This window comes from Paraburkholderia sp. RL18-101-BIB-B (genome assembly GCF_046026985.1).
Taxonomy (GTDB): domain Bacteria; phylum Pseudomonadota; class Gammaproteobacteria; order Burkholderiales; family Burkholderiaceae; genus Paraburkholderia.
In genome coordinates, this window is sequence record NZ_JARESV010000079.1 from 1 (window position 1) to 24,540 (window position 24,540).

Sequence of the window (24,540 nt, forward strand, 5' to 3'; positions counted from 1 at the left end):
GGATCCGCCAGCGACTCGCCGCCTTTGCGCATGAGCGTCACAGGCCCGACCTGGTCGCACTATTCAGCCACCCGGCCAGCGAACGTACCGAACGAAGCACCGCCGTGCTGAACGCGATCACCCTGCTGCCCGGTCTCGCAGATGCGCAACCGCAGATCACCGACGACATTGGTCAGTGGCTACGTCCGCGCGCCGTGCGGGTACTGCGCGCCCACGGCGTCCTGACGCTCGCAGACCTCACCGTGCGCGTGCCGCGTCGCCGTCAATGGTGGCGTGCCATTGAGGGGCTTGGTGCAGCCACCGCAATGCAGATAGAAGCATTCTTCGCCGCCTATCCCATTCTCACGGAGCGGGCCCGTGCGCTGGTCGTCAGTCAGCTGCCCGCCGTGCACGCGCGAGATGGCGCGGCCCACGATGTCCTCGCGCCGTGGGAGCGTATTCACGTGCCGCCCGCTGTCGATGGCACCGACGGGACCTTTCGCGCGCCGCGCAGCGCCTGCACACTCGACGCGAACAACGACTACGAGGCGGTGCACGCGTGGCTCTCGCTGCATGAGGCGCCGACGACACGGCGCGCCTACCGCAAGGAGGCAGAGCGGCTGATTCTCTGGGCCATCGTCGAGCGCGGCCGCGCGCTGTCGTCGTCGACCACCGAAGACGCAATTGCCTATCGCGCCTTTCTCCTGGCCCCGTCGCCGCGCGGGCGCTGGGTGGGGGCACCCAGGCCGCGTCACGCACCTGACTGGCGTCCTTTTGCCCGCAGCCTTTCGTCGCGGTCGGCGGCCTACGCGCTATCGGTACTCGGCGCACTGTTCCGCTGGCTGATCGAGCAGCGCTACGTGCTCGCCAATCCCTCTGCAGGCGTCAAGGTTCGTGGACGCACACGGGTGGCGCCGCTCGACACGTCCCGCGGCTTTACCGACAGCGAATGGCAGATCGTGCATTCGATCGCCGATGGTCTCGAATGGTCTTACGGCTGGGAGGCCGCCGCCGCGCAACGACTGCGCTTCGTACTCGATTTCGCCTACGCGACCGGGCTGCGCGCGGGCGAACTGGTCAGCGCGACACTGGGCGACGTTGTGACCGATGCGAATGGAGATCACTGGCTGCGGCTGATCGGCAAAGGTAGCCGGCCGGGCAAGGTTGCGCTGCCGCCGCTCGCGCGACACTCGCTAGAACAGTCGCTGCTGCAGCGCGGCTTGCCGGTGACGCCCGCGCGCTGGCAGCCGAAGATTCCGTTGCTGGCCAGACTGGGCGACGAAACAGACAGCGCGGCCGGTATCACTCCTGCCCGGCTATGGCACGTGATGCACCGGTTTTTCCACCAGGCGGCTGGATTGATCCAGGCCGATCACCCACCCCTTGCAGAAAAGTTGCGCCGTGCGAGCCCGCACTGGATGCGGCACACGCATGCCATGCATGCGCTTGCGCGCGGCGCGGAGCTCACGATTGTTCGCGACAATCTGCGTCACGCGTCGGTTGCCACGACCTCGATCTATCTGCAGGGCGACGAAGTGAAACGCGCCCGTCAGCTCGATGTGGCTTTTGGCAGGCGCACTTGAGCAGGTGTCATTCGGTATGAAATGACCGTGAGGATGTTCGGGAGCAGAAAGTCGATGGACTTGCCGGACGCTCGCCTGCGGCGTTGCACGTGCTGGCCGCCCACCGCAGGCTATAAACGATTCGCAATGGGCGTATTAATGGCCCCGCCACGGCAACAAGACCGATCAGACCCAACGCAACGCCCCAGAATTTCCCCTGCCCCCATGCAGGACGGTTGTTGGCTCGTCGTAGCGGGGGCAGTTGCCTTGACGGTTAGTTGCGTTGTTAATCGAGGGGCACCGCTCGAAGTGGGTAATGTCTGGAAGCAAAATCGTCGCGCATTTCTGACGGTGCACCCTTTGACGTTCGGCGCCTTCTTTCTTGGGGGATGCAAATTCGTCGACGTACTAAGCTGCATGTCTGACCGAGCGGCAATTCGTCGATCGGAGCAACGCAGGATATGTTCACAGCGCCGAAAGTCGGAAACTCGGCCATTGCGGACGGTGGCCGATCAAGAGCGCGCGGCCGTTCCAGGTCGCTTTGTCGACATTCGCGACTAGGTACCGGCGCGTGTCAGCCTTCCCTATTGACGAGTGAGTATTCTCGGCAAACAAAAGACATTAGCCTTCGGTCTTATTGCGACATTCGGGCGGCGAATTCGACTTTGTGTGCTATCGATCTCGATGGGTCAGGGCTTGGGGCTCGCGTCCGTCTCGGAGGCCCGCGCCAGTGCTTGCGTGTCGATATACTCCCGGATTTTCGTCAGTTTGCCATTTCGAACGGTAGTGACGAAGACCCAGTCGTCCCTGAACGTCCTATTCGTAGCTTTGATTTCCCCCGTAGCGACGCCGACGACGAGAACCCGGTCTCCCTGCGCCACGAATTCGGGGGGCTCTGGGTATGTCATTTCCACCTCGTCGGAAGCCTTCTGAAGCACTTCCGCCAATCCCGCGTGCCCGCGGTGCGTGCCGGCCAGCGGCCAATCCTCGCCCGGAATGATCCACTCGATATCTTCAGCAACCAACGCCAGCACACCTTGCTTATCGCCGCTGCCTATCGCTGCAAAGAAATCCTTCACGATCTGAATATTCTCTTCGATGCTCATTGAATCTCTCCATTTTCCTTTTATCGGATCGTGTCCGATCTAATCGGCTACCTTGTGGATCTGCCGGTGAGGACGGGGCGTCGGATGATCTGGCGCGCGGCTTACTGCCGGCGTCGCCCTCGCTTCAATCAAACTGTGGTTGGCCCTTTGTCCACGAGGCAGGATCGCATCGAAATTTGCGATCACGATTCATCAGTCGAACTTGACCAAATCCTTAAAGATCAGTTGCCCCCAGCTATTTCCACGCGCGTGCACAAGCAGTCCACCTGCCGAAAGCGCACCAAGTTTGATCGGCGAGAAACCGAGATTTTCCGCAAGCGCACCGATCTCCGTTGCGGCGCCGTCATCGTCGCTCGCCAGGAACACGACTCTCTTGCCACCATGTACGGCCGGATCCTGGTCCAGGACGGCAGCGCCCAAATGATTGAAGCCCTTAACCAGTCTTCCACCAGTGAAGGCCTGCGCGACGGCCCTGGAAGAAGGTTGTCCACCCAGATCCTCAGGGAGCACGCCGTAGGCATTGGTCACATCGACGATGGTCTTGCCCCGCCAGCTGGGCAGCGCCTTCGCGACATCCCGGTGCGCCTCGAAACGGACAGCCAAAAAGACGATGTCCGCCTTGACCGCTTCCGCCAGTTTTTTGGGAATGATCGTGGGTCCGATCGCGGCCGCAGTGGATGCAAAGCTTTCCGGGTCGCGCGTGGTTGCAACGGATACTTCGATGCCGCTTCGGGCAAACGCCCTGGCAAGCGCCTGGCCGATCTTGCCGAAGCCAATAATTGCGTAGCTCATATATTTTCCTTCGGTGTGCGACGCCCGACGGGCTCCGAATATCGAATGGAGTGACCGGCGGGCGTAGCCTGTCAGAGTTGCGCAAGGCCGCCGTCAACGGCAACCTCGCTGGCGGTCATGAAGCTGCTGTCCGGCGACGCGAGAAAGGCGGCCACCGCTGCGATCTCTGCCGGATCGGCCATGCGCTGGAGCGGAGTCATCGAGGCGAAGACCTTCTGGCCCTCCTCGCCTAGCGCTTCCTTCGCGAGTTCGGTCGCCGTCGCCCCGGGCGACAGCACGTTCACCCGGATGCCGGTGCCCTTCAGGTCCTCCGCCCAGGTCCGCGCGAGGTTGCGCACTGCCGCCTTGCTCGCGCTGTAGGCGCTCATTGCCGGGGCGCCCGTGGTGCCGGCGCTTGATCCGGTCAGGATTATCGAACCGCCCTTGCCCATCAGCGGCAGCGCCTTCTGGACCGTGAAGATCGTCCCCTTCACATTGGTGTCGAAGGTTTCGTCAATGTGCTCGGCGGTGATCTTGCCGAGCGCAAGCTGGCTTCCCGCCCCGGCATTGGCGAAGACGATGTCGAGGGTTCCGCGCTCGGCCTTTACCGCCGCGTAGAGTCGGTCGAGGTCGGCCTCATCCGAGACCGAGCCCTTTACCGCGCGGGCATTGGGCCCGAGCTCGGCCACAGCGGCGTCGAGCGCTTCTTGTCGGCGGCCGTAGATGAAGACGAAGGCGCCCTCCTCGATGAAGCGCTTTGCAGCGGCGCGGCCGATGCCGGTAGCGCCACCGGTGATCACGGCGGTCTTTCCATTCAGTCTGTTCATGTCATGCATCCTTCGTTGAAGTTGTTCGGAAGCAGGGATCTGTATTCGTGGACCACATGAACACATAGAACCCGAACCCTTTGACTGTGAGTGCCAAAGCAAAAGCGACAAACACGATTCTGGACGTCTTGATTCATGAAGCCAATTGACTAAATATCTATGGGTGCCATCTACTCTTTGGATATGTATGCTCGATAACGTCACCATCAATCAACTTCGGGCCTTCGTTGCCGTGTGTGACCAGGGAAGCTTTTCCGGGGCTGCACGGGAGCTAAGGCGTGCACAGTCAGCGATCAGTCACGCGATCAACGCGCTCGAGAGTGCCTTCGATGTGTTGCTGTTCGAACGCAACGCCCGCAAAGCCACGCTTACAGCAGCGGGCCGTAGCCTCCTGCCTGATGCTCGTGGGGTGATCTCACGCACCGAGGAAATGAAGATGCGCGCGGTTGCGATTGCTGAAGCCGGGGTGCCACAGGTCTCGATTGCCGTGGATACCTATTTTCCGCGCGCGCACCTGATTGAATGCCTGCGCAGGCTGCAGTCGGACTTTCCAACCGTTGCAATCAATCTGCGCATGACGACCATGCAAGGCGGCGAGCGCCTGGTTCTCGAAGGAACGTGCGCATTGGCGGTGACGATCACCGACGTGCCGGAGCTGAGCCCGGGTACCATAGAAAGGCAGCATTTATGTGAAGCGCAAATGGTGACCGTCTGTGCGCCATCGCATCCGCTGGCCGCAATCGCGGGGCCGATCCCGCGGGAGGAATTTGGCCGGCACATCCAGCTCGTCGTAACCGACAATCAGCCCGATGCGGAAAAGACACAACACGGGGTCGCCGGTGAACGCCAGTGGCTGGTGAATGACCTCGGCGCGAAGCACGATTTGCTAAGGGGCAGCTTATGCTGGGGGCACATGCCGCATCATGTGGTTGCGGAAGACCTCGCGAACGGAACACTTGTCGAACTCCAACGGCGCGCATGGCACATGCGCGCCCTCACGTTCATGATCTCGCAGCGGCGCGGGTACTCGTTTTCCGAATGCGAGACACGGCTGGTCGAGCTCCTTGGCAATCGTCATCGCTTTTCAAAGGGTGCCAGCAAGCGCTCCGTCTCACGCAAAGGCAAAAAAGCGTGAAGGCCCGCCACGCGTGATACGAGGTCGATCAAGATCTCCGGCCGCTTTTCGAATTGCAACGGCCGTGAATCGATACAGTTGAATCGAACTGGAGGTTCAACCTCCCGAAGTGTTCTGCCGCGAAAGCTCGCCCGCGGCCTCGACTCACATCATTTCGGGGCTGCTCAGTTTCGTTCCGTCGGAAAAGCGGGCGAGTCTGTAGGGACTAATGTCGAACTGCGGCGCCTCGTCCATTACCAACCGGCTCACGAGCACCCCTGCGCCTGGCCCTAATCCAAAGCCGTGTCCGCTGAAGCCGGACGCGATCACGAGACCGGGTTTCGCATTAACCTTCGAGATGACGGGAACGAGGTCCGGCGTCGTGTCGATCGCGCCCGCCCATGCGTGAGCGATCCGCAACCCCGACAGTTCGGGAAACACGCTGGCCACGTTTTGCAGGGCACGTTCGAGCCATTCGGTATCAGGCCGGGGATTCAGCACCCGTGTTTCTTCGAACGGCGAGACGTCATCGTCGCGCCAGGTCGCGCTTGCCTCCGGTCCGTGGAAGAAGCTGGCACCGACGCGAATCTTCAGTTTTTTCTTCAGCTTGCTGCGGAACATGGTGCGGAACTTCACCGAATGCCGCAGGTTTTGTGGCGCGAGCTCCACGCGTCCGTGGCCGGGAACCGCGATCGTATAGCCGCCGTCCAACCGTCGCCTCAGCGCGAAGTTAGGCCCGGAGAAACAGCCTTCGATAACCCCCGGCGCCTCAGCGGTTCGCAACGCCGTTCCCATCACGTTGATGGATGGCAGATCGATGCCGTGATGCTGGCAGAACAACGCGCTCCAGGCGCCTCCCGCGAGAACGACGGTGTCGGCTGCGAGCCGGCCGCGCTCCGTCCAGACGCCAGAGACACGCCCCGCACTCATGTCGAGACTTCGTACCGCGCAGTTCTGATACACCATCGCGCCGAGACCTTGCGCGCCGCGAGCAATCGCAGGCGCGGCTTTCGACGGCTCGGCGCGCCCGTCAGAGACAGACCACAGACCTCCAGCCCACTTCGCACGTCCGGACGGAATGCGCGCTGCCAGTTCGCGCGCACTGAGGATCTCGCTGTTAAAGCCGACTTCCCGGGCGCGGGCAAGCCACGACTCCCATTGCGCGATGTCAGATTCATGCTCCGTGCCGTACAGAATGCCCGCCTTACGAAACCCAATATCCTCGCCCAGTTCTTCGCTTAGTTCGCTCCAGCGCTTGAGGCTCTGCATCGCGAGCGCCAACTCATGGAGGTCGCGGTTCTGCTGCCGCACCCAGCCCCAATTGCGCCCCGACTGCTCGCAGCCGATGACGCCCTTTTCGAGCAGAGCGACCTGGAGGCCGCGGCGCGCCAGTTCATACGCGGTGCTGACGCCAACAATGCCGCCGCCTACTATCGCGACATCGCATCGCTCGGCGAAATCTTCGCTATTCGTGACTTCGTCGATCCTTAGCATTTCATAGCCGTTGGTTGCCGCTTCTCGGTAGGTTACTGCAGTCAAGACCTTCGGAAATGCGCAGCTGAAGCGCGATTTCGCCATCCGCAGATAGTGGCTAGGATTTTGGTATGTTCCACCGCTTTGCTGATAGGACGATCCTGTTGTATCCGAAAGGGATACAACGACGATCCACCAAGCACTGAGGCAAATCTTGAATTGCAATCTTGCAGACAGTTGCCGAGACCAGGCTTCTGCTTAGCCACATTCTCACGCTCTTGCTTCCTGGTTACCGGTAGGCGCGCGCACCTACCCGATCACGGCGATCGACTCTACGACACTTGCAATCGAGAGGTCGATGTGGGTGGGATTTGCCACCTCACTCTCGGCACGCGCAAAATAGGCGAGCGGGGATGTTTCGTCGAGTGTGACCAGAGCATCGTCATCCATCGTGAGCCTCCGATTCGAGTACGGCAACGCCGTCAGCCGCCCGTACGCCTTGGCCCGCAGGCAGCACGAAGATCGGATTGATTTCTGCTTCGACAATACGCCCGCCAAGCCGCACCGCCATTCGTGCAAAGGCGACGATTGCGGTCACGAGGGCGTCAATATCAGCGCGCGGCCGTCCACGATACCCGTCTAGCAGGGGCCACGTTTTCAGTTCGTGGATCATCGCGAACGCGTCTGCGCGCGACAGCGGCGCTTCGGCGGAAAGGAGTCGCATCGTCGTGTCCTTGAACAGTTCCGCTGTGACGCCGCCCATGCCGAGCAGCAATGCTGTGCCCAACGGGTCTCGATGAAGGCCGAGAATCAGTTCCGTTCCACCGGCCACCATTTCCTGAACGAGAAACGCATTCGCGGATACGCCAGTTGCGGTTTCAACGTCGTCCCGCATACGGTTCAGGCGAGCCCCGATGCAGTCAGCAGTGACCCCAACCGCTACGCCGCCGACATCGCTCTTGTGGGTGATCGTGTTCGACAGCAGTTTGAGTACGACCTTGTCACCCAGCTCGCGAGCGGCGCTCTCGGCTTCATTCGCGTTCGTGACGACACGCTCGCGCACCGCTGTCACACCAAAGCGGGCAAAAAGCTCTTTCGCCTGCGCCTCGTTTAGTGATCCGGCTGGTAGATCGCTCACGTTGACTTCAGCTTCAGCGTGTTGTTCGTTCAAACTCACGGCGCGTTGCATGGACTCGCCGTGTTGCCACATCGCAGCCAGCGCACTCGTCACGCTTTCGGGCGAAGGGAAGGCCGGCACTCCCTGCCCATTAAGCAACTTCGTGATCTCCGGTGCGTGCGGGCTCACAAACGCCATCACGGGCTTGTCACTGCCTGGCAGCGAATCGCGGATCGCGTCAGCCATCAGGTCAGGCATCGCAAGGCCAGACGATCCAACGATAACCACGACTGCGTCGTATGTCGGACTGTCGAGTAGCGTGCCGATCGCAGCACGCAGGAGAGCCGGCTGCAAACCCGCAAGCGTCACGTCAATCGGATTGCGGTCGAGAACTGCATGGTCGCCGGTCTGGAGCGCCCGCAGCCTGGCAGCTGTTGCCTCGTCAGGAGGTGGTGACTCAAAGTTCGCCATGCCAAGGCTATCGGTGACGAGCGTGCCGGCACCGCCGGTCGAGGTCAGAATCGCCACCCGTCGCCCGGAGAGCTTGCGACGAGTAGCGAGCGCATGAGGAATGTCGAGCAAATCGGAAAACGTCTGGGCACGAATGACGCCGACCTGGCTGAAGAGCGCGTCATACATGCGGTCCGAGCCGGCCAGCGCGCCCGTATGCGAGACCGCCGATCGCGCGCCTGATTCCGAGCGCCCGATCTTGAACACGACGACCGGCTTGCCCGCGGCGGCCGCCCTTAGCGCGGCGCGGCGAAACCGGTCCGGATGACGTAGCCCTTCCATGTAGAGCGCGATAACGGAAGTCGAATCATCGTCAACCAGATAATCGACGAAGTCTGCCATGTCGAGATCTGCTTCATTGCTCGTCGACACCAGCTTTGACAGGCCAATACCGCGTGCTGCCGCCCGCGACAACAGCGAGCCAAGAATCCCCCCGCTTTGTGATACCACGCCGATGCCACCGACTGTGAAAGTGTCAGTCTCCAGCGCTCCGCTTGCCGACAGCGTGATGCGGTCAGTCAGGTTGACGAGCCCGATCGTATTCGGGCCGAGCAGGCGCATGGACCCTGCTGCCTCTATCAATTGCGCCTGACGTCTGGCGCCTTCCTCGCCGATCTCTGCATAGCCACTCGCCAGCACGATTGCAGCGCTCGTCCCGCGGCTCGCCAGATCCCGCACTGCAACGTGGGCGCGCTCGGCCCCGAGCAGCACGATACCGACATCGGGCGCATGCGGCAACGACGCTACATCGGGATAGCAGGGCAGGCCATCGATCGAGTCGTAACGCGGGTTGACAGGGTAGATGTCGCCGACGAAGCCGTGCTTCCTGAGGTAAGCCACCGGGCGGCCTGAAGTCTTGGCTGCGTCCGCCGAAGCTCCGATTACCGCTACGCTCGCCGGGCGCATCAATTTTGAAATTACGTTCATGCCGATCTCCTTCGTGCTCACTTGGTTTTGTTCAGGAATGCGAGCACCGAGTCACGATGTTCACGGCTTGTGTAGCAGACGGCCTGTGCCTGGCTGCCTTGTGCAAACACTTGATGCGCGGACAGTTCGTAGCTCTGGTTGAGAATGCTCTTGCCCAGCGCGAGCGCTGTGGCCGAACCCTGGCTCAATTCGGCGGCCCACGCGTGGGCGTCGGCGATGAGCAAATCCGGCTCGCTTAGGCGATCCGCGATGCCGATTTCAAGCGCTTCCTTTGCATCCACCTTGCGCCCGCTGAAGATCAGTTCCTTCGCCCGCGCGAGGCCGACCCGTCGCGGCAAAAAGTACATCCCGCCGCCGTCGGGGATCAGCCCGCGTTTGATGTAGCTCCACGTGAAGCTCGCTTCCTGTGACGCGAGGATAAAGTCGCAGGAGAGCGCCATATCGGCACCGAGACCCGCCGCTGCGCCGTTGACGGCAGCGATGGTCGGTTTGGGCATCGAGTAGAGCAGATTGACCGTGTGATGCACGAGTTGCTGGCGGGACCAGCCATTGAACGCAATCTCGCCGGCGGGTGCTTCAATGCGCTGCGCCATACCGCTGACGTCGCCGCCAGCGCAGAACCCCTTGCCGTTGCCAGTCAACACCACGGCGCGCACATCCCGATCGCGCGAAACGGTGTCCAGCGCCCCGATCAGTTCGGCACGCATTTCGTTGGTGATGGCGTTACGTTTTTCAGGACGATTCAGCGCGATCGTGGCGACCTGCGAGTCGATAGTGACTTGAATAGTGGATGGGCTCATGCGTGTCTCGATGGTTGAATTGGAGTCGACTGACAAGGTCAATCTGCCAATGCAGCTTAGCCCCACCTGCCACCCATGACACCCCGTTAATTCCACCCTGTGGAACGGAGCGCGTTTCATCAGAGGGCCCGAGAAATTCCACTGGATGGAATTGGCGGATTGTCATCGAGCGGTAGGTGCCGATAATGGATTCCAACGCAGGACACTTGCCACGACGATCCTGCGGCCCAATACAAGCCCGGAGACATGATGCACGCAGCCCGTTCCAGTCCAATCGACGTCAGCGCCGTTGCGCAACCGCAAACAGAGGCCGTCTACCGGAAAGTCACCTGGCGGCTGCTGCCGTTCCTCTTTATTTGTTACGTCTTCGCGTATCTGGATCGCGCCAATATCGGCTTTGCGCACCTGCAGTTCTCGCGTGACATTGGTCTTTCTGACGCCGCATTCGGTCTGGGCGTGGGACTCTTCTACGTGGGTTACATGCTCTTCGAGGTGCCGAGCAACCTGTGGCTCGCGCGAGTCGGCGTGAGAAAAACGCTCATGCGGATCATGACGCTATGGGGCATCGTTTCGGCGAGCACCGCATTCGTGCAGACGCCGACGCAGTTCTACATCGCACGCGTATTGCTGGGCGCAGCGGAAGCAGGATTCTTCCCGGGCGTGATTCTCTATTTCACCTACTGGTTTCCGGCCGCGCGGCGGGCCCGAGTCACGTCAATCTTCATGACGGCGATCTGCGTATCCGGCATTATCAGTGGGCCCGTGTCGGGATGGATTCTCAATAGCATGTCGGGCTTACTTGGCTACAACGGCTGGCAATGGCTGTTCCTTCTCGAAGGATTTCCGTCAGTGATCGCCGGTGTCTTTGCCTATGTCTATCTGACCGACCGTCCCGAGCAGGCGACCTGGCTCTCGGACGACGAGAAGGCCCTCCTGCTTGCGGAGCTTAACCGGGACGCGCAAACGAAGGCCGCACGCGCTCATGGTTCGATCTGGGCCGCATTGAAGGAGCCAAAGTTCTATTTCCTGACGTTCGCCTATTTCAGCGTGCCGTGGGCGAGCATCGTCGTGCACATCTGGGCACCGAGCGTGATCCAGAAAAGCGGCGTATCGAACTACTGGCACATTGGGCTTCTTTCCGCGATTCCGTATGTGGTCGGCGCAGTCGCGATGTATCTGCTCGGCCGGAACTCGGATCGTATGCTGGAGAGGCGGTGGCATTTCATGGCAAGCGCATTGATGGCCGCCCTGGGCGTCGCGCTTCTGCCGGCGGCGGCGAATCACGCGGGCATTCTGGTAGCACTGCTTTGCATCGCGACGGCTGGTTATCTGGGCATGCTGTCGCTGTTCTGGACGATCCCACCCGCGTACCTGTCGAGCACCGCCGCAGCAAGCGGCATCGGCCTCATTAGCAGCCTCGGCCAGTTTGGCGGGATTTCGGCACCTTCGGTCATCGGCTATGCATCGACGCACTTCGGCAGCAGCGCCGTGGGGCTCTATGCGGTTGCGTTCGTCTCCATTCTCGGCGGTCTTGCAGTGGTGCTGGGTATTCCAGCGCGCGCGATCAGTGAACGCCGGGAATGAAAGAGAGGCTTGCAGTCTTCAGCCTTCCAGGCGCGCGCATGCGGCTGTAATCTCGTCGCGCAGACGCAGCAGGGGCGCCGCGAGTTCGCTTACAACGCTGTCGTTTGACGCCGCCGTGCGGACGCTAAAGTTCAGGACCAGCAAACGATGTCCGGGAATGGCGAGGGGCGTCGCGAGTGCAATCACTTCCGGCTGCCAGCTTGCAACGCAGAAGCCACTTCGGCGCACATCGTCTACAGCTTCAGTGATTTCCAGCGCAAGACGCTCCCAGCCGCTCCGTTTGCGCCGGTTGAACGCGTCCATCAGGGCGGTGAATTCCGCCAGCGGCAGTGCTGCGAGATACGCGCGCCCGAGCGACGTCAGTTCCATCGGCACGCGTTGTCCCGAGACGATCGTGCGTAATGAGGCTCGCTGGTTATAACGAATGGACTCAAGGTAGACCATCTCTTCCCGGTCGGCGCCCGCGATTCCGACATTGATGTGCTTTGCCTGGGCAATATCGCGGATTAGCGGTCCTGCAGCATTGAGTACTGTGGATCCGCTGCGCAACGCCTGCGCCAGACTGAGCACGGGCAGGCCCAGTCTGTACGCCCTGCGTGCCGCATCGTGCTCGAGATAACCCGCCTCGACGAGAGTTCGCGTAAGTCGGCTCACCGTTGCCTTCGGCAGGCCGGTGCGTTCCGCGAGTTCTCCGTTGCCGAGAAGTGCCGCACCGGGGCCGAACGCGCGCAGCAGTTCGAGCCCGCGTTCGAGCGATCGATTCGATGGTGTAGCGTTCGATTCCGGTTGTTGATTTGTGCGGTTCGCCATAGACAGTGGGTTTGCCGTGCTTAACGTGGAAAGGTCGATTATCCTGCCGAATCAGACCGCATCGTAGCGCCGCGGCCTGGTCCGCGGATCATCTCGCGATTGGCGGCCGGAACGGCAACCTGTAGGGGGCGACGTTTTATCGGCGCAGCAGATGGTACCCCTCCTGGATTTCGTGTGGATATTCGCAGACTCTCTGTGCAGTTGCGGGCTTCCCTTCCAGGAGCTGGATGGTTTTGCGCATCTTCGATCCGGCCGGGCTCCAAACCGGTCGCGCCAATTGCTGGAGCATGCGCAATTTTGCGCTTCCTGCCGGCCACATCTTCCCTGTAGCCACCGCATGTCAGTACATGCGGCGAGATTCGACACCTGAACAAACCGTAGCCTTACTAAAAAGGACAATCCGATGGCCATCAACAATACAAAGCTCCGACGCGCGACCGTGTCTGCCGCACTCTGCACCGCGTCACTATTGTCAACTGCGGTTCATGCCGCTGACGTTCATGTCCTGGCAACCGGAGCGCTGTCAGCAGCGTTTAGGGAGCTCGGACCAGGGTATGAACAGCAGACCGGGAATCACCTCGTCATATCGTGGGGGCCTTCATACGGTGCGTCCGCTGACGCGTTGCCCACGCGCATCAAGAATGGCGAAGCAATGGACGTCTGCTTCATGATCCGCCCTGCGCAAGACGAACAGATCAGACAGGGTAAGTTTCTCCCGGACACTCGCACAGATCTCGTTGCGTCCCGAATTGGCGTCGCGGTCCAGGTCGGCATGCCGAAGCCGGATGTCAGTACTGTGGAAACACTACGTAATGCACTGCTCGCAGCGAAATCTGTAGCTTTCTCGGAAGGAGCTAGCGGCACTTATATTACTGAGAGATTGTTCCCCAAGCTTGGCATCTCAGATCAAACGAAAGCCAGGAGTGTTCAGATCAAAGGCAAGGAACTGGTCGGAACGGCCATTGAGCGCGGCGACGCCGAACTTGGATTGCAACAGATCAGTGAACTTCGCGCCATTCAGGGGATCCAGTACGTCGGCCCGCTCCCGCAAGAAGTCCAGAAGGTAAGCGTCATTTCCGCTGCCTTATCAACAAACGCGCAGGAGCGCGAAGACGCCGCAGCCCTCATTTCTTATCTGAGAACGCCGACAGCGTCGGCAGTATTCGAAAGGACGGGGCTTGATCCAATCGAGCCCGAGAAATAAATCGCATTGGTGTCCTCCCGTCGTGGTACCCACGGAAGATAGGCCGCCGAGACACTCATTCCTCTCGTTGTTAGCCCCGTCGAGGGTGAACGGGGCATGACCTTTGAGCAAGATAGCCATGGTGCTTAGCTTGACCCAGTCACTTCTAGCGACGGCTCGCTCGCGGCGGATTCAACCGGTGGATGCAACACACTAGAAGCTGCGTGAGCAGTGGGAGTGTTGCAGATGAAACAGCGACGCCGGATTTATTACAGCGAAAAGCAGAAAGCGCTGATGTGGGAACGTTGGCGAAAGGGCGAATCTCTGCAGAAGATCGCCCAGCTTTTTTGATCGGAACCACTCGTCGGTACAAGGGATTCTGGCTGAGACCGGCGGAATCCAGCCACCACAAAGGCATCGATCGAGATTGGCGTTGACGCTGGCTGAGCGCGAGGAGATATCACGGGGGCTCGTTGCTGGCGATTCAATCCAGTCGCTCGCCATGCAACTTTCACGAGCTCCCTCCACCATCTGCCGTGAGATCAAGCGTAACAGCGGACCGGGCGGCTACCGGGCGAGCCACGCCGATCAGCTTGCATGGGATCGGGCGCGGCGTCCTAAAGCCTGTAAACTGGTTGAGCACCGAACGCTGGCGCACATCGTGGCAGGCAAGCTCCAGTTGCAGTGGTCACCGCAGCAGATTGCCGGATGGCTCAGGCGTGCGTACCCAGAGAACGAGGACTACCACGTGTCCCACGAGACCATCTATCGCAGTCTCTTCATACAGGCCCGCGGCGCCCTGAAGAAAGAATTGCTGGAACACTTGCGGCGCACCCGGGCCATGCGCCGTTCGCGCCACCATACGCAGAAGACGGACGATCACGGCAGGATTCGCGACACGTATCGATCAGCGAACGCCCCGCGACCGTTGAAGACCGGGCGGTGCCGGGCCACTGGGAAGGCGATCTGCTGTGCGGTAGTGGCAGCAGCCAGATTGCAACACTCGTCGAGCGCCAGACACGTTACGTCATGCTGGTTAAGATAGCCAGCAAGGACAGCGAGACGGTCGTCAATGCACTCATCAGGCATGCCAGCAAATTGCCCCAGGAACTTTATCAGTCGCTGACATGGGATCGGGGAACGGAGATGGCTGGGCACAAACGCTTCACCGTGGCTACTGATATTCAGGTCTACTTCTGCGATCCCCAGCATCCTTGGCAACGCGGCTCGAACGAAAATACGAATGGGCTGTTGCGGCAGTACTTTCCCAAAGGGACCGACCTGTCAGTGTATTCGCAGGCCAAACTCAACGCTGTGGCAAGACGACTGAACGAGCGTCCGAGAAAGACGCTGGACTACGAAACGCCCGCCGAACGATTCCAGCAGACTATTGCATCCACCGGTTGAATCCGCCGATCACTTCCCGACAGATCTGATACTCGGCTCGCACCGGTCAGAACCGAGGCAGTTACTTAAAAAATGTTCGAAATTCGAGAAGGAGAACGGGATGGACATGGTTGTCAACAGTGTTGCTTACCAGGCTGGTAAGCGCTTGAGCGATGTGACTATCGACGACATCAGTGAAGTCGTGAAAGAGCCTGACACATTTGTCTGGCTGGGGGTATGGCAACCCGACGAGGCGTTTCTGCGAAAAATTCAGGAGGAGTTCAGTCTGCATGATCTTGCAATAGAGGACGCGCTAAAGGCGCATCAGCGGCCCAAGATCGAGGTGTACGGGGAATCGCTCTTCATCGTGGTGAAGACCGCACAACTAATGGATGGGACAGTGCAGTATGGCGAGACCCACATGTTCGCCGGAAAGAACTTTCTTGTCACGGTCCGGCACGGTGCGTCGTCAAGCTACGCCGCCATTCGTTCCCGTGTTGAAGAGAATTCAAAGAGTGTGACCGTGACGGTCGACGCCGGATCTGTCGTTTTAGCTGAAGTCCTGCCGACATCGTGGCAAGACCCTCAACCTCAGATACTTCGACAACTGGGAGGATTACGACCCGTTCAATCGCGCTTTTTCGAAGGTGCCTCACCCACACTGCCGTCCATATGTTCGTCGGTCAACACGTTGTCCGACGGATTCCTCCTTCTCGACAGCGACCTGCCAATTCGATCAGCGATGTCTCGAAGGGGGGATCGCATATACCAGGGCCACCAGGTGAGGTGGTAAAACCACAGGCACGCTCCGCGGTACCCCTTATGCCACTCCCGGGGGACTCCGTCTGTCGGGAAGCTGTCAAGGGTGCGATGCCCAAGCGAGACAACGCCAATCGTCATCCAGACAAAGGCAATCACCAGGGTTGGAAGCGACAAGGCGCAGGCCGCGACGAACAGGGCAAGCGGCAGGCAGATCTCAAGTGCCGAACGTGTTCTCATTGTTTGTTCTCCCCGTCGACCGTTACTAACGTTCAGCTTACTCCAATGCGCAAGGAGCAAAGGGCCGAGTTCATGATCTCAATTTTGCCGGCCGGTTGACGTGCGCCGCGCGCCACCTGAGGCCCCACGGACACGAACGACCATGCGGAGGCATACCTAAACTTGCGATCGGGTTTTCTACGCTCCAGCGAAACGGGCGGCCGCGCATCATCCATAATCTGCCCTTTAAAGCAGTCACGTGTCCTGTAGGAGAGAGCATGAAAGACAGGTCGACCATCATTTGCTGCCGGGAAGGCAAGATTCTTCTGGTCGCGCGAGAACGATCACGGTGGTCGCTACCTGGTGGCACCAGAAAGCACCTCGAGTCGCCCCTGGAGGCCGCCCAGCGCGAGCTGGAAGAAGAGACTTCACTCGTTCGAATGGAGCTTACGTCCCTGTTCCAGTTTGGCGGTCTCAGCAAACGCCATCACGTTTTCCGCGCCGATATTCCTCGCGACGCGTCCCCCGAAGCTCGCAACGAAATTTCGCGTTGCCGGTGGTTCAATCCGGGCAAAATTTCAACGCTCGTCGCGAGCATACCGACCCGGGAAATCGTCAATCTTTTTCGCGCGCACGAAAATCGCGCCGAGGCGCTGCCGGCGGTCATCGAAAAACCGGATGGGCGCGTTAACTGGGCGGCCCAACTGTATGCCGATGTCGCCGACACGGCTTCCCGGCAGGCCTAAAACAGAACTATCGAAAGGCAACGTGTGATAGGGAATATCGAGCTTTTGTCGCGCCTCGTCCTGGCGGCTCTACTTGGGAGCGTCATCGGCTTTGAGCGCGAAAGATTGAACTGGGCGGCAGGTTTGCGCACTCACATGCTCGTGTGCGTCGGCTCGTCGTTGGCCATGCTGGTATCAGCGTTCGGATTTGGCGATGTGTTGGGTGAGAGGAACGTCACGCTCGATCCTTCCCGGATCGCAGCCCGGGTGGACGGGGTAAGCCCATGAGCCGCACCTATCACTATCACGGATTCGATATTGAAGTGGCCGTTGAGACTGACTTCAGTTGGAAGGCGGGACCCAAGGGGACAACCAGCATCGGATTTGTGGCGGTCGTGAGGATCAGCAAGGCCGGTGCATCTGTCGCTGTCTTCTCCCCGCTGCGTTTTGGCGAATCCCAAGGCAAGCCATTTCTCAGTGAGGCCGATGCGCTGATGGGCGGCTATAGTGCGGGACGACGTATTGTCGATGACTTGTTCAATTCGTAACCCTGTGCCCTGATGCCCATGCCGCGCAGCAAACCTGGCAGTCATCCATCCGATTCTCCGAGGCTCTAAATGGCTGCCATGCCGCCATGACCGGCCATTCGGTAGCGCCGGACGACTGTCTCCTCGTGGCCCGAACCCGGTGCGATGCTGAATGGATAATCGATCCACCGGAGGTCGCTCGGCGTCGGGCTCAGGTCGACCCGTTCCGGTCCTTCAACTGGTGTTCGCGAATGTCACAACTGTGAGGGAAAGCAGTCGGTCTGAGTCAATCGGACGGGGGCGGACGCAACTCGATTTAGCGGATTCGACACCGCTCCATCCTTGCACTCGGGGAACTTTTCAACGATGGTGGGCGGCCCCTAGCCGGGGTCTAGCCACATATCGTTCAGCGGAACCCGATCCTATCGCGGGACTGCGATGGGAGCGAAATTCGTTATCTGTGGATTTCTGGCTAAAAGCGTGAAGTACCCGAATGAATGTTGGTTGTCCCCTGCTTTCGTTGAAAGCGGGGGCTATCTATCTTGTCACTTCAGCGAGACACCAGGTCGAGGCTTCGTAAATTGGTCTTCGGACCAAACACGCCGATGGCAATCATCACGATAATCATGACGGCCGTGATCAGGGCGAAGACGCCGGACGTGCCGAAACTGCGAAGCGTGAAAGCGATGAAAAAGCCGGAGAACATCGCGGACAACCTCGACAGGGAATAGACGAAGCCTACTGCACGAGCTCTGATACGGGTGGGATAGAGTTCGGCCTGATACGCGTGATAGCCCGCCGACAGCAGCGTATTGCAGAGCGTCAGCAGCACGCCGAGCGCGATCAGAAAAACACCGGACTGCACGACCGCACACATCCCGCCGAACAGTGCAACGCCCGCTGCCGACAATACAATCAAGGTCTTGCGTTCTATCCGGTCCGCAATGGCGAGTCCAATCAGCGGCCCGACAGGATTGGCGAATGCAATGATGAACGAGTACAGGAGACTATGGGTTACCGTGATGCCTTTGGCCACTAGCAATGTCGGCACCCACGAAGCGAAGCCATAGAAGCCGATCGACTGGATCAGGTGAAACGTCAGCAGGACAAGCGTTCTCCTACGGTATGGCGGCTGCCAGATCTCGCTGAAACGCGCCGGTTTCTGCACGGATTCGATGTGGGCGCCAGACTCATTTCCATTGTCCTTCACCGGTACGCCAATTTTCGCTTCGAGCGCGTCGAGAATCTGTCCGGCCTCCGCAAGCCTCCCGTGCTGCGCGAGCCAACGAGGACTTTCCGGAACCCGACGACGAATCGCCCAGACGGCTATCGCGCCCAACGCACCGAGTGCAGCGGTCAAACGCCAGCTCGCGATGCCGCCGACAGGATGCTGGTCGAACCACCACGCGAAAAACGCGACCGAGGGAACTGCCGTGTACTGCACGAGGTGGACGAACGCAAATGCCCTTCCACGAAAGTGCGCCGGGACCAGCTCACTTACATAGGTATCGATCACGACGAGCTCCACACCAACCCCGATTCCCGCGATGAGTCGCCAGAGATTGATCGCCTGGGCGGAATCCTGAAACGCCATGACAAGCGTCGCCACCGAATACCATAGCAACGAAGCTGTAAATACAGTCCTGCGCCCGAACCGATCGGCAAGACCGGTCAACAGAAATGTGCCGATGAACAAACCTGCAAATGATGCCGCCACGAACGCGCCCAGCCCGCTGAAACCGAAAAACGACGCTGTAGTCACCGAATACATTCCGCTCTTGACCAGACCCGGGCCGACGTATGCAGTCATGAAAAGGTCGTAAAACTCGAACCAACCTCCGATCGATACCAGCAGCACCAGCATCCACACGGGCCGCGTGGCGGGAAGCTGATCGAGACGTTGGTTGATCCCCGAAGCAGATTCGGACGTGTGACCAGGCCTCACCTGCGCCTCCGTCACTGTCTGAGATGATATTGCATACATCAATGCTCCTCCTGGCGCTTTGACAGGGCGCCGCTTATAGGGTGATCGTCACCCGGATTTGGTTTTGTAATTGCAGTCTCGCGAAGACGGCGACGCGTCGAGCCGACTTTTGCTTTAAAAATTCATCGGATTACGCTTGAAGCCATGCGCGATTCGCTCCTTATCGTTGCGCCTTGATCTCGACGGAGGCTTTCGACCCAACTGCCCCAGCCAAGTAGTTCAGCATCTCCGTTCCACTTGCCTACCAACTGGATACCGAGTGGCAAACCATGACGGGACCGCCCAAAGGGAATATGCAGACATGGCCAGCCGAGCACCGACCAGACCACGTTGAATGCAGAGGACCCCGTAGCCGCAAGTCCCAGCGGCGCTTCACCCGGCACGCTAGGAGTGAGAATCAGATCGGCGTCGCCGAAGTGGATGTTCCATGTATCTCTTAGCGAGGACTGAACGTCCTTCATCCGACGATATTGGCTGCGTGAGATCGCACGGCCCTGCCGAACACAAGCCAGTAACACCTCACTGAGCCCGCTGCGTACTACCCTCGCGACTGACGCCAGGCTGCGTGCGAACTCGTACTGCATGATGGTTCGATGTGCTTCCACCGGCAGCGTGAATTCCCGTGGACAGGCAATCTGCGTACAGGTTGCGCCGTGATCTATCAGCGCACGTTCGGCCATCACGAGTATCTCTCTCGCGTCTGCATCCAGAGCATGCAGCGAGGTGCCGCATATCACCGCGACTCGCGGACGTCTCGCCGGCGATTGCAACACGCGCTCGTCGGACAGCAGCACGTCAGCAATGGCACCAATATCGCTGACCGACGTTCCGTACCATCCGATCACATCCAGCGATTCGCACGACACCTTCATGCCGTCTCGCGGTACAGCACCGAACGAAGGTTTGAAACCCGCCACGCCGCAGAACGCCGCGGGCCGGATGATGGAACCGCCTGTCTGCGTGCCGATAGTCACGGGTACCATGCCGACAGCAACCGCTGCAACCGAGCCGCTAGACGAGCCACCCGGCGTGCGCCGGAGGTCGTGGGGATTACGCGTCGGCCCCGGGTGTTTATAGGCAAATTCGGCCGTGACGGTCTTACCGATCGGCACTGCTCCTGCGGCACGCAACATGCCCACGCATGCAGCATCAAACTCCTCGGCGCGACGCGCGAAAAGCTGTGCGCCGTACGCGGTTGGCATGCCGGCAACATGTAGCACGTCCTTGACGCCGATAGGCACGCCGGCGAGCGGTGTTGCTGTATCTACTGCACTTGCTGCTTCAATTGTGTTCGCACGTGGTGCGATGCAAGCCCACGCACGTATTTGCGAATCCAGCGCTTCGATTGACGCCAACGATCGGTGAACAAAGTAGTCTTTCGGTCTCTCTTTTCGTCGAACCTGTCCGGCGATCTCGCGCACGCCTAGTTGTCGGATTTCACCTTCCATCTTTCAGTTCCTGGGTTATCTCGCACCACCTCTTGTGATGCTGTCCCGAAGCGGATATAACGGATTATTCATAGTCCAATTCATAATGAATAGACATTTATCGAAATCTGAATTAATGGCGGCCAGCGTCGACGCGAAACTGGTCGCGACATTCTGCGTGGTGGCCGAGGAATTGCATTTTGCGCGGGCGGCAGAGCGCCTTTTCATGAGCCAGCCGGCGCTGAGCCACCAGATCAGACGGCTCGAAGAAACGGTCGATGCGGAGTTGTTCACCCGCACCACGCGTTCGGTCCAACTGACACCGGCAGGCGTCGTGATGCTCGAGCACGCGCGGGAGCTTCTGAGGGACATGGAGCGCATGGTCCGCCGTGTCAGGCAAGCTGCGCGCGGAGAAACGGGTAGGCTATCGGTCGGGCTGACACCTACGGCAGCGTGCTCTCCGCTCGCGGAAGCACTACATCAGTACCGGCTGGCGAACCCAGGAATTGAACTGGACCTGCATGAACTGAACTCCATCGAGATGCAGAGTGCGCTGAGACTGAGAACAATCGACGTTGCGCTTATGCGGCCCACCGCAGTGGACGCAGACATGCGTGTCGAAGTGATCTATCGTGAGCCGATGTATGTGGCGATGCGATCTGATCACCCGTTGACGACAAAATCCAGTGTCGATCCGGCAGAGCTTGGTAGCTATCCACTCGTCGGATACCGAGCCGATGCCTCGCCCTACTTCCGGAATCTCATTCACTCGGCCTTCTCGATTGCCCGCGTAGTCCCTTCGTTTCTCCAGGATAGCGTATTGCCGACGTTACTAACGTTAGTCGAAGCAGGTGTCGGCCTTGGCGTCGTGCCGGAGTCGGTTATCAGCGCGCGCGGCGGCAATCTGGTCTATCGTAAGTTGCCCAAGCGCGAAGAATTGACCGCAAAGATCGTGGTGACTGAATGCCAAGCGCAGCCGAATCCCGCCGCACGACCATTCATCCTTTCCATTGCAAATCCAACACCACAAACCGATACCAAGGAAGAGCACACGAGTTGAATAATCTGGCGTTGTGACGACCTCAACGAGTCTCCGGTATCGTGGACGGCCGAGCTGGGCCTTACGTGTGCCTCCGTCGACGGGCTCAGGTCCACCTCGCGCTACATCGAGTCCACTCTCCACACACCCATAGCTAGTTACCCCGATGAAAACCACCGCTCTAAGTTGGTCTTCGGCCGCTCGCGCCCCCTTTGTCGAGCGTCCCTTGATGGCCGATTGTCGTTTGAGGAACGCAAGCAAACCAGGACTGCATAGTAGTCGGCTGATGGTCTAAGCGGGGGCGCTACAGATCTGCTATAGCAATGGTAATCACCTCAACTCAGCTTGTAGGCAATGTATGCGAGTAAGGCTATCGCCACCCATAGAAGGCGCTTGATCCTTTGCTGGTTGTTGAGAACTACCGCCTGTAGCATGAGGGTAGCAGCGACGTCTCCCTGGTCACGCACGCGGCCCGTAGTCCCTGCTTCACCGTGTATCGCCAGTTATGATTAGGCACGTCCAACTCAGGGCGTAGCCCATCGTTCTCCGTGTTGTTAGATGCGGTCTTCGCTGCCTGCACCACGGCCTTCTCACCATAGGTGCCCTTCTTCAAGGTCTCCGCAAACACCATTTCCTGATGCTGCTTCGCCGCCTGTATCCACAAACTGGCGGTCGTATTCATCCATTGTTCATTCAAAGCCCGTCGGCAGGATGTCGCTGAGCATCACGAGAGCCTCCTCATCGGCGCCGGCGGGCATGTGATAAAGGCTCGAGTCGCCTCGAAAACTGGACTTAAGCTTTCGTTGCTTTCGCCGATAAAAAGATCGGGACGGCGATTCACTGTCGTTCTGGAAGGATCGCGCGCATCGTGGCGCGCGCCGGCCTTGAACCACGTCACGAAATACTAGAACTGAGAGGAAGAATCATGCGTCTGTCTGCGAAATCTGCTGTTGCCCTGCTTCTTTTGAGCGCCGCCGCCACAGCGAACGCAGGACATTTCACCTGGAATCTGACCAACCGTGCCAATGGGTACGGCGACGACGAAGTAAAAGCTCTCATTGCCGACGGTATCTCGGGCTCGAACGAAACCGCATCGCTCGGGAAGGACTATACGCTCGACATTTTCGTGTCTGGCGGCAGCGGAACCGACCGCACTGCCACACCCGGCTTGATCATTGTTCAAAAGGTCAAGCCGCTCAAATACGGGGAGATTGTCTATTGCACGAAGTTCGACTACGGGACGTACTCCCGCACCGAGCTCGGTGAACATTTGCGTGATTTGATGCGGGTGATGCCTAGTTACTCGGTCTCCAGCCCCGAGTGCCGTTCCAGCTAATAACGTTGGGCTAGCGACGCCGGATCAATGGCATCGCGCGAAAATCTGAGCGACTTTGACACGTAGCCGCTCCATCATCGGTGTCTGGCGGACAATCGGTTTCTCCATCGTCCGGCCAGCCCGCTCACCCCCGCTTATCTCCACCGAAATGCGCCGAAGGCGCGCAGCCAGCACGTCCTCGAAGGGTCAACCTGCGTTCGATACCGAGGTCACCCGTTCGGCAAGACAAAGGTGGTTGGCACCACGATCATCATGGTTCTTAAAGCCTGGCATGTATAGCCGCACCGCGCCGCGAAAGACGCTGCGCTCGCGACTATCCACGCCGCCATTGCGGCCCGCAAATCTCATCGACATTGGGCAAGGGATCAATCAGTACGACACCCAATGCTCGCGCCGGAGGCGAAAAGAACTTCGGAAAATTCCAGGCAAGGGCTCTGTTCGACCCGAGGCGGTCCATAGAAGCATCGTATCGGGAAGGGCGGGTCTCGAGGTCAAACGGTCATCCGCGTGTGGCGAAACGCCGGCAAGCTCTCGGCGATGGGTCCAACCGGCGCCGGGTACGCTTCACAGGGGGCTGCGCTTCTCCACGTTCAGATAACCGTGACGGTGGGGGCGGCGCCATGCACTTACGGGCGGGTAGAGGCCACCTAGAATTATCCGTGGCGGCGCAGCGGGTCAAGGGCCAACACATAGTTGAAGTTGTACATGGCGAAGCGCCTTCCATCGTTTCCACCGCGCCTCCCGCGCGGGCCGGGCAGGCTGACGCAGGCCACCAGGGCGATGTGCGCCGCCCTGCCCGTTCCGCGTCACTTTTGCCACATACCGTCGATGCACGGTTAACGATTTCTTCATGTTCTGTCGATGGCACAGGCTCGCGCTTCTGACCACCATGAATCAGGTTAACGTGAGCGGCGCGGTGCGCCGCCGCTGGAAAGCCTCTGCCCGACGCTTTGTGCCTGTGCACGCGCCTCGACATCACGCGCACGCCAGCGAAGCGGCCGCGGTCGATGACAAGGAGATGAACATGATAAGCAAGCATTTAAGCATTTTGTCCGCAATCGCCGCTGCACTCCTCTCGCTCAGTGCCGCCGCGCAGGCCGGCGACCGCGGCGACCACGGCGACCACGGCGGCCTTTGCTCGAACGCAACGCTAAAGGGACCGTTTGAGTTTATCGGTCACGGAGAGATACTTGGATTGAAAGCTGCCGATGGTACGTTGCATCCGTACGCCGCCCCGTCGATCCTCGATGACGTCGCCCTAGTGACGTTCGACGGCAGGGGCACTTTTCAACGCACCGACTTCGGCATGATTGGCGGGTTGCCGAAAGGGGGGCAGACGACCTTCAATCCGAACCAGATGGGCACCTACACGGTG

19 protein-coding genes and 3 pseudogenes are annotated in these 24,540 nt (G+C 59.8%); 12 read left to right on the forward strand and 10 right to left on the reverse strand.

Annotated features, from left to right (window positions below; genetic code table 11):
• Positions 1–1,562 (forward strand): site-specific integrase (locus P0D73_RS43650; RefSeq protein ID WP_408435956.1); only part of this gene is annotated, 1,562 nt, incomplete at its 5' end.
• Between the two features lie 668 nt (positions 1,563–2,230).
• On the opposite strand, the gene P0D73_RS43655 is transcribed toward P0D73_RS43650, so the two are convergent.
• From P0D73_RS43655 to P0D73_RS43665, 3 genes are all read right to left on the reverse strand, one after another.
• Positions 2,231–2,647 (reverse strand): nuclear transport factor 2 family protein, encoded by a 417-nt coding sequence (locus P0D73_RS43655; protein WP_408178746.1) that lies wholly within the window; start codon positions 2,645–2,647, stop codon positions 2,231–2,233.
• A gap of 192 nt (positions 2,648–2,839) precedes the next feature.
• Positions 2,840–3,439 (reverse strand): NADPH-dependent F420 reductase, encoded by a 600-nt coding sequence (locus tag P0D73_RS43660; protein ID WP_408317552.1) that lies wholly within the window; start codon positions 3,437–3,439, stop codon positions 2,840–2,842.
• 71 nt (positions 3,440–3,510) lie between these two features.
• Positions 3,511–4,245, reverse strand: coding sequence for an SDR family NAD(P)-dependent oxidoreductase (locus P0D73_RS43665; RefSeq protein ID WP_408178744.1), 735 nt, complete (start codon positions 4,243–4,245; stop codon positions 3,511–3,513).
• A gap of 187 nt (positions 4,246–4,432) precedes the next feature.
• On the opposite strand from P0D73_RS43665, the gene P0D73_RS43670 reads away from it, so the two are divergent.
• Entirely contained in the window at positions 4,433–5,380 is a 948-nt protein-coding gene (locus P0D73_RS43670; protein ID WP_408178743.1) for a LysR family transcriptional regulator, read from the forward strand.
• Between the two features lie 144 nt (positions 5,381–5,524).
• Here P0D73_RS43670 and P0D73_RS43675 read toward each other — a convergent pair whose 3' ends face one another.
• The 4 genes from P0D73_RS43675 to P0D73_RS43690 form a co-directional block, all read right to left on the reverse strand.
• On the reverse strand, positions 5,525–6,853 hold the full coding sequence (locus P0D73_RS43675) for an NAD(P)/FAD-dependent oxidoreductase (protein WP_408435958.1): 1,329 nt from the start codon (positions 6,851–6,853) through the stop codon (positions 5,525–5,527).
• A 288-nt stretch (positions 6,854–7,141) separates the two neighbouring features.
• Positions 7,142–7,282, reverse strand: coding sequence for a hypothetical protein (locus P0D73_RS43680; RefSeq protein ID WP_408178741.1), 141 nt, complete (start codon positions 7,280–7,282; stop codon positions 7,142–7,144).
• Positions 7,275–9,386: an acetate--CoA ligase family protein gene (locus P0D73_RS43685; RefSeq protein WP_408317547.1), complete on the reverse strand. Its 2,112-nt coding sequence runs from the start codon at positions 9,384–9,386 to the stop codon at positions 7,275–7,277. The genes P0D73_RS43680 and P0D73_RS43685 overlap by 8 nt, the downstream gene beginning before the upstream one ends.
• A 17-nt stretch (positions 9,387–9,403) precedes the next feature.
• On the reverse strand, positions 9,404–10,186 hold the full coding sequence (locus P0D73_RS43690; RefSeq protein WP_408292053.1) for an enoyl-CoA hydratase/isomerase family protein: 783 nt from the start codon (positions 10,184–10,186) through the stop codon (positions 9,404–9,406).
• 249 nt (positions 10,187–10,435) lie between these two features.
• Between P0D73_RS43690 and P0D73_RS43695 the strand changes: the two genes are divergently transcribed.
• Complete coding sequence (locus P0D73_RS43695) at positions 10,436–11,770, forward strand: MFS transporter (RefSeq protein WP_408178738.1); 1,335 nt, start codon at positions 10,436–10,438, stop codon at positions 11,768–11,770.
• 18 nt (positions 11,771–11,788) lie between these two features.
• Here P0D73_RS43695 and P0D73_RS43700 read toward each other — a convergent pair whose 3' ends face one another.
• Entirely contained in the window at positions 11,789–12,580 is a 792-nt protein-coding gene (locus tag P0D73_RS43700; RefSeq protein ID WP_408292056.1) for an IclR family transcriptional regulator, read from the reverse strand.
• 403 nt (positions 12,581–12,983) lie between these two features.
• Between P0D73_RS43700 and P0D73_RS43705 the strand changes: the two genes are divergently transcribed.
• From P0D73_RS43705 to P0D73_RS43730, 6 genes and pseudogenes are all read left to right on the forward strand, one after another.
• Positions 12,984–13,784: a molybdate ABC transporter substrate-binding protein gene (locus P0D73_RS43705; RefSeq protein ID WP_408317545.1), complete on the forward strand. Its 801-nt coding sequence runs from the start codon at positions 12,984–12,986 to the stop codon at positions 13,782–13,784.
• A 225-nt stretch (positions 13,785–14,009) separates the two neighbouring features.
• Positions 14,010–15,170 (forward strand): annotated as a pseudogene (locus tag P0D73_RS43710) (IS30 family transposase).
• A gap of 100 nt (positions 15,171–15,270) precedes the next feature.
• The gene (locus P0D73_RS43715) at positions 15,271–15,942 is read left to right on the forward strand and encodes a CorA family divalent cation transporter (RefSeq protein ID WP_408317543.1); all 672 of its coding nucleotides are present in this window, start codon (positions 15,271–15,273) and stop codon (positions 15,940–15,942) included.
• A gap of 463 nt (positions 15,943–16,405) precedes the next feature.
• A complete protein-coding gene (locus P0D73_RS43720; protein WP_408317541.1) occupies positions 16,406–16,873 on the forward strand; it encodes an NUDIX hydrolase in 468 nt (155 codons plus the stop codon).
• Between the two features lie 24 nt (positions 16,874–16,897).
• Positions 16,898–17,122 (forward strand): annotated as a pseudogene (locus tag P0D73_RS43725) (MgtC/SapB family protein); the annotation flags it as partial.
• A 14-nt stretch (positions 17,123–17,136) separates the two neighbouring features.
• Positions 17,137–17,400, forward strand: a complete 264-nt coding sequence (locus tag P0D73_RS43730; RefSeq protein ID WP_408178730.1) for a hypothetical protein — start codon at positions 17,137–17,139, stop codon at positions 17,398–17,400.
• Positions 17,401–17,929: 529 nt separating this feature from the next.
• Here the strand turns inward: P0D73_RS43730 and P0D73_RS43735 are convergent.
• On the reverse strand, positions 17,930–19,363 hold the full coding sequence (locus tag P0D73_RS43735) for an MFS transporter (protein ID WP_408317637.1): 1,434 nt from the start codon (positions 19,361–19,363) through the stop codon (positions 17,930–17,932).
• Between the two features lie 122 nt (positions 19,364–19,485).
• Positions 19,486–20,811 (reverse strand): amidase, encoded by a 1,326-nt coding sequence (locus P0D73_RS43740; RefSeq protein WP_408317539.1) that lies wholly within the window; start codon positions 20,809–20,811, stop codon positions 19,486–19,488.
• A gap of 115 nt (positions 20,812–20,926) precedes the next feature.
• On the opposite strand from P0D73_RS43740, the gene P0D73_RS43745 reads away from it, so the two are divergent.
• From P0D73_RS43745 to P0D73_RS43755, 3 genes and pseudogenes are all read left to right on the forward strand, one after another.
• Positions 20,927–21,850 (forward strand): LysR family transcriptional regulator, encoded by a 924-nt coding sequence (locus P0D73_RS43745; protein WP_408317537.1) that lies wholly within the window; start codon positions 20,927–20,929, stop codon positions 21,848–21,850.
• Between the two features lie 904 nt (positions 21,851–22,754).
• Positions 22,755–23,165, forward strand: coding sequence for a hypothetical protein (locus P0D73_RS43750; RefSeq protein WP_408292071.1), 411 nt, complete (start codon positions 22,755–22,757; stop codon positions 23,163–23,165).
• A gap of 1,024 nt (positions 23,166–24,189) precedes the next feature.
• Positions 24,190–24,540 (forward strand): annotated as a pseudogene (locus tag P0D73_RS43755) (hypothetical protein); the annotation flags it as partial.

Bases quoted from the DNA above. Each gene is read 5' to 3' on its own strand.
- P0D73_RS43675 (WP_408435958.1), bottom strand. From the start codon at position 6,853: ATGCTAAGGATCGACGAAGTCACGAATAGCGAAGATTTCGCCGAGCGA.
- P0D73_RS43690 (WP_408292053.1), bottom strand. From the start codon at position 10,186: ATGAGCCCATCCACTATTCAAGTCACTATCGACTCGCAGGTCGCCACG.
- P0D73_RS43695 (WP_408178738.1), top strand. From the start codon at position 10,436: ATGCACGCAGCCCGTTCCAGTCCAATCGACGTCAGCGCCGTTGCGCAA.
- P0D73_RS43740 (WP_408317539.1), bottom strand. From the start codon at position 20,811: ATGGAAGGTGAAATCCGACAACTAGGCGTGCGCGAGATCGCCGGACAG.
- P0D73_RS43655 (WP_408178746.1), bottom strand. From the start codon at position 2,647: ATGAGCATCGAAGAGAATATTCAGATCGTGAAGGATTTCTTTGCAGCG.
- P0D73_RS43680 (WP_408178741.1), bottom strand. From the start codon at position 7,282: ATGGATGACGATGCTCTGGTCACACTCGACGAAACATCCCCGCTCGCC.
- P0D73_RS43735 (WP_408317637.1), bottom strand. From the start codon at position 19,363: ATGTATGCAATATCATCTCAGACAGTGACGGAGGCGCAGGTGAGGCCT.
- P0D73_RS43660 (WP_408317552.1), bottom strand. From the start codon at position 3,439: ATGAGCTACGCAATTATTGGCTTCGGCAAGATCGGCCAGGCGCTTGCC.
- P0D73_RS43700 (WP_408292056.1), bottom strand. From the start codon at position 12,580: ATGGCGAACCGCACAAATCAACAACCGGAATCGAACGCTACACCATCG.
- P0D73_RS43745 (WP_408317537.1), top strand. From the start codon at position 20,927: ATGGCGGCCAGCGTCGACGCGAAACTGGTCGCGACATTCTGCGTGGTG.
- P0D73_RS43730 (WP_408178730.1), top strand. From the start codon at position 17,137: ATGAGCCGCACCTATCACTATCACGGATTCGATATTGAAGTGGCCGTT.
- P0D73_RS43670 (WP_408178743.1), top strand. From the start codon at position 4,433: ATGCTCGATAACGTCACCATCAATCAACTTCGGGCCTTCGTTGCCGTG.
- P0D73_RS43665 (WP_408178744.1), bottom strand. From the start codon at position 4,245: ATGAACAGACTGAATGGAAAGACCGCCGTGATCACCGGTGGCGCTACC.
- P0D73_RS43705 (WP_408317545.1), top strand. From the start codon at position 12,984: ATGGCCATCAACAATACAAAGCTCCGACGCGCGACCGTGTCTGCCGCA.
- P0D73_RS43750 (WP_408292071.1), top strand. From the start codon at position 22,755: ATGCGTCTGTCTGCGAAATCTGCTGTTGCCCTGCTTCTTTTGAGCGCC.
- P0D73_RS43720 (WP_408317541.1), top strand. From the start codon at position 16,406: ATGAAAGACAGGTCGACCATCATTTGCTGCCGGGAAGGCAAGATTCTT.
- P0D73_RS43685 (WP_408317547.1), bottom strand. From the start codon at position 9,386: ATGAACGTAATTTCAAAATTGATGCGCCCGGCGAGCGTAGCGGTAATC.
- P0D73_RS43715 (WP_408317543.1), top strand. From the start codon at position 15,271: ATGGACATGGTTGTCAACAGTGTTGCTTACCAGGCTGGTAAGCGCTTG.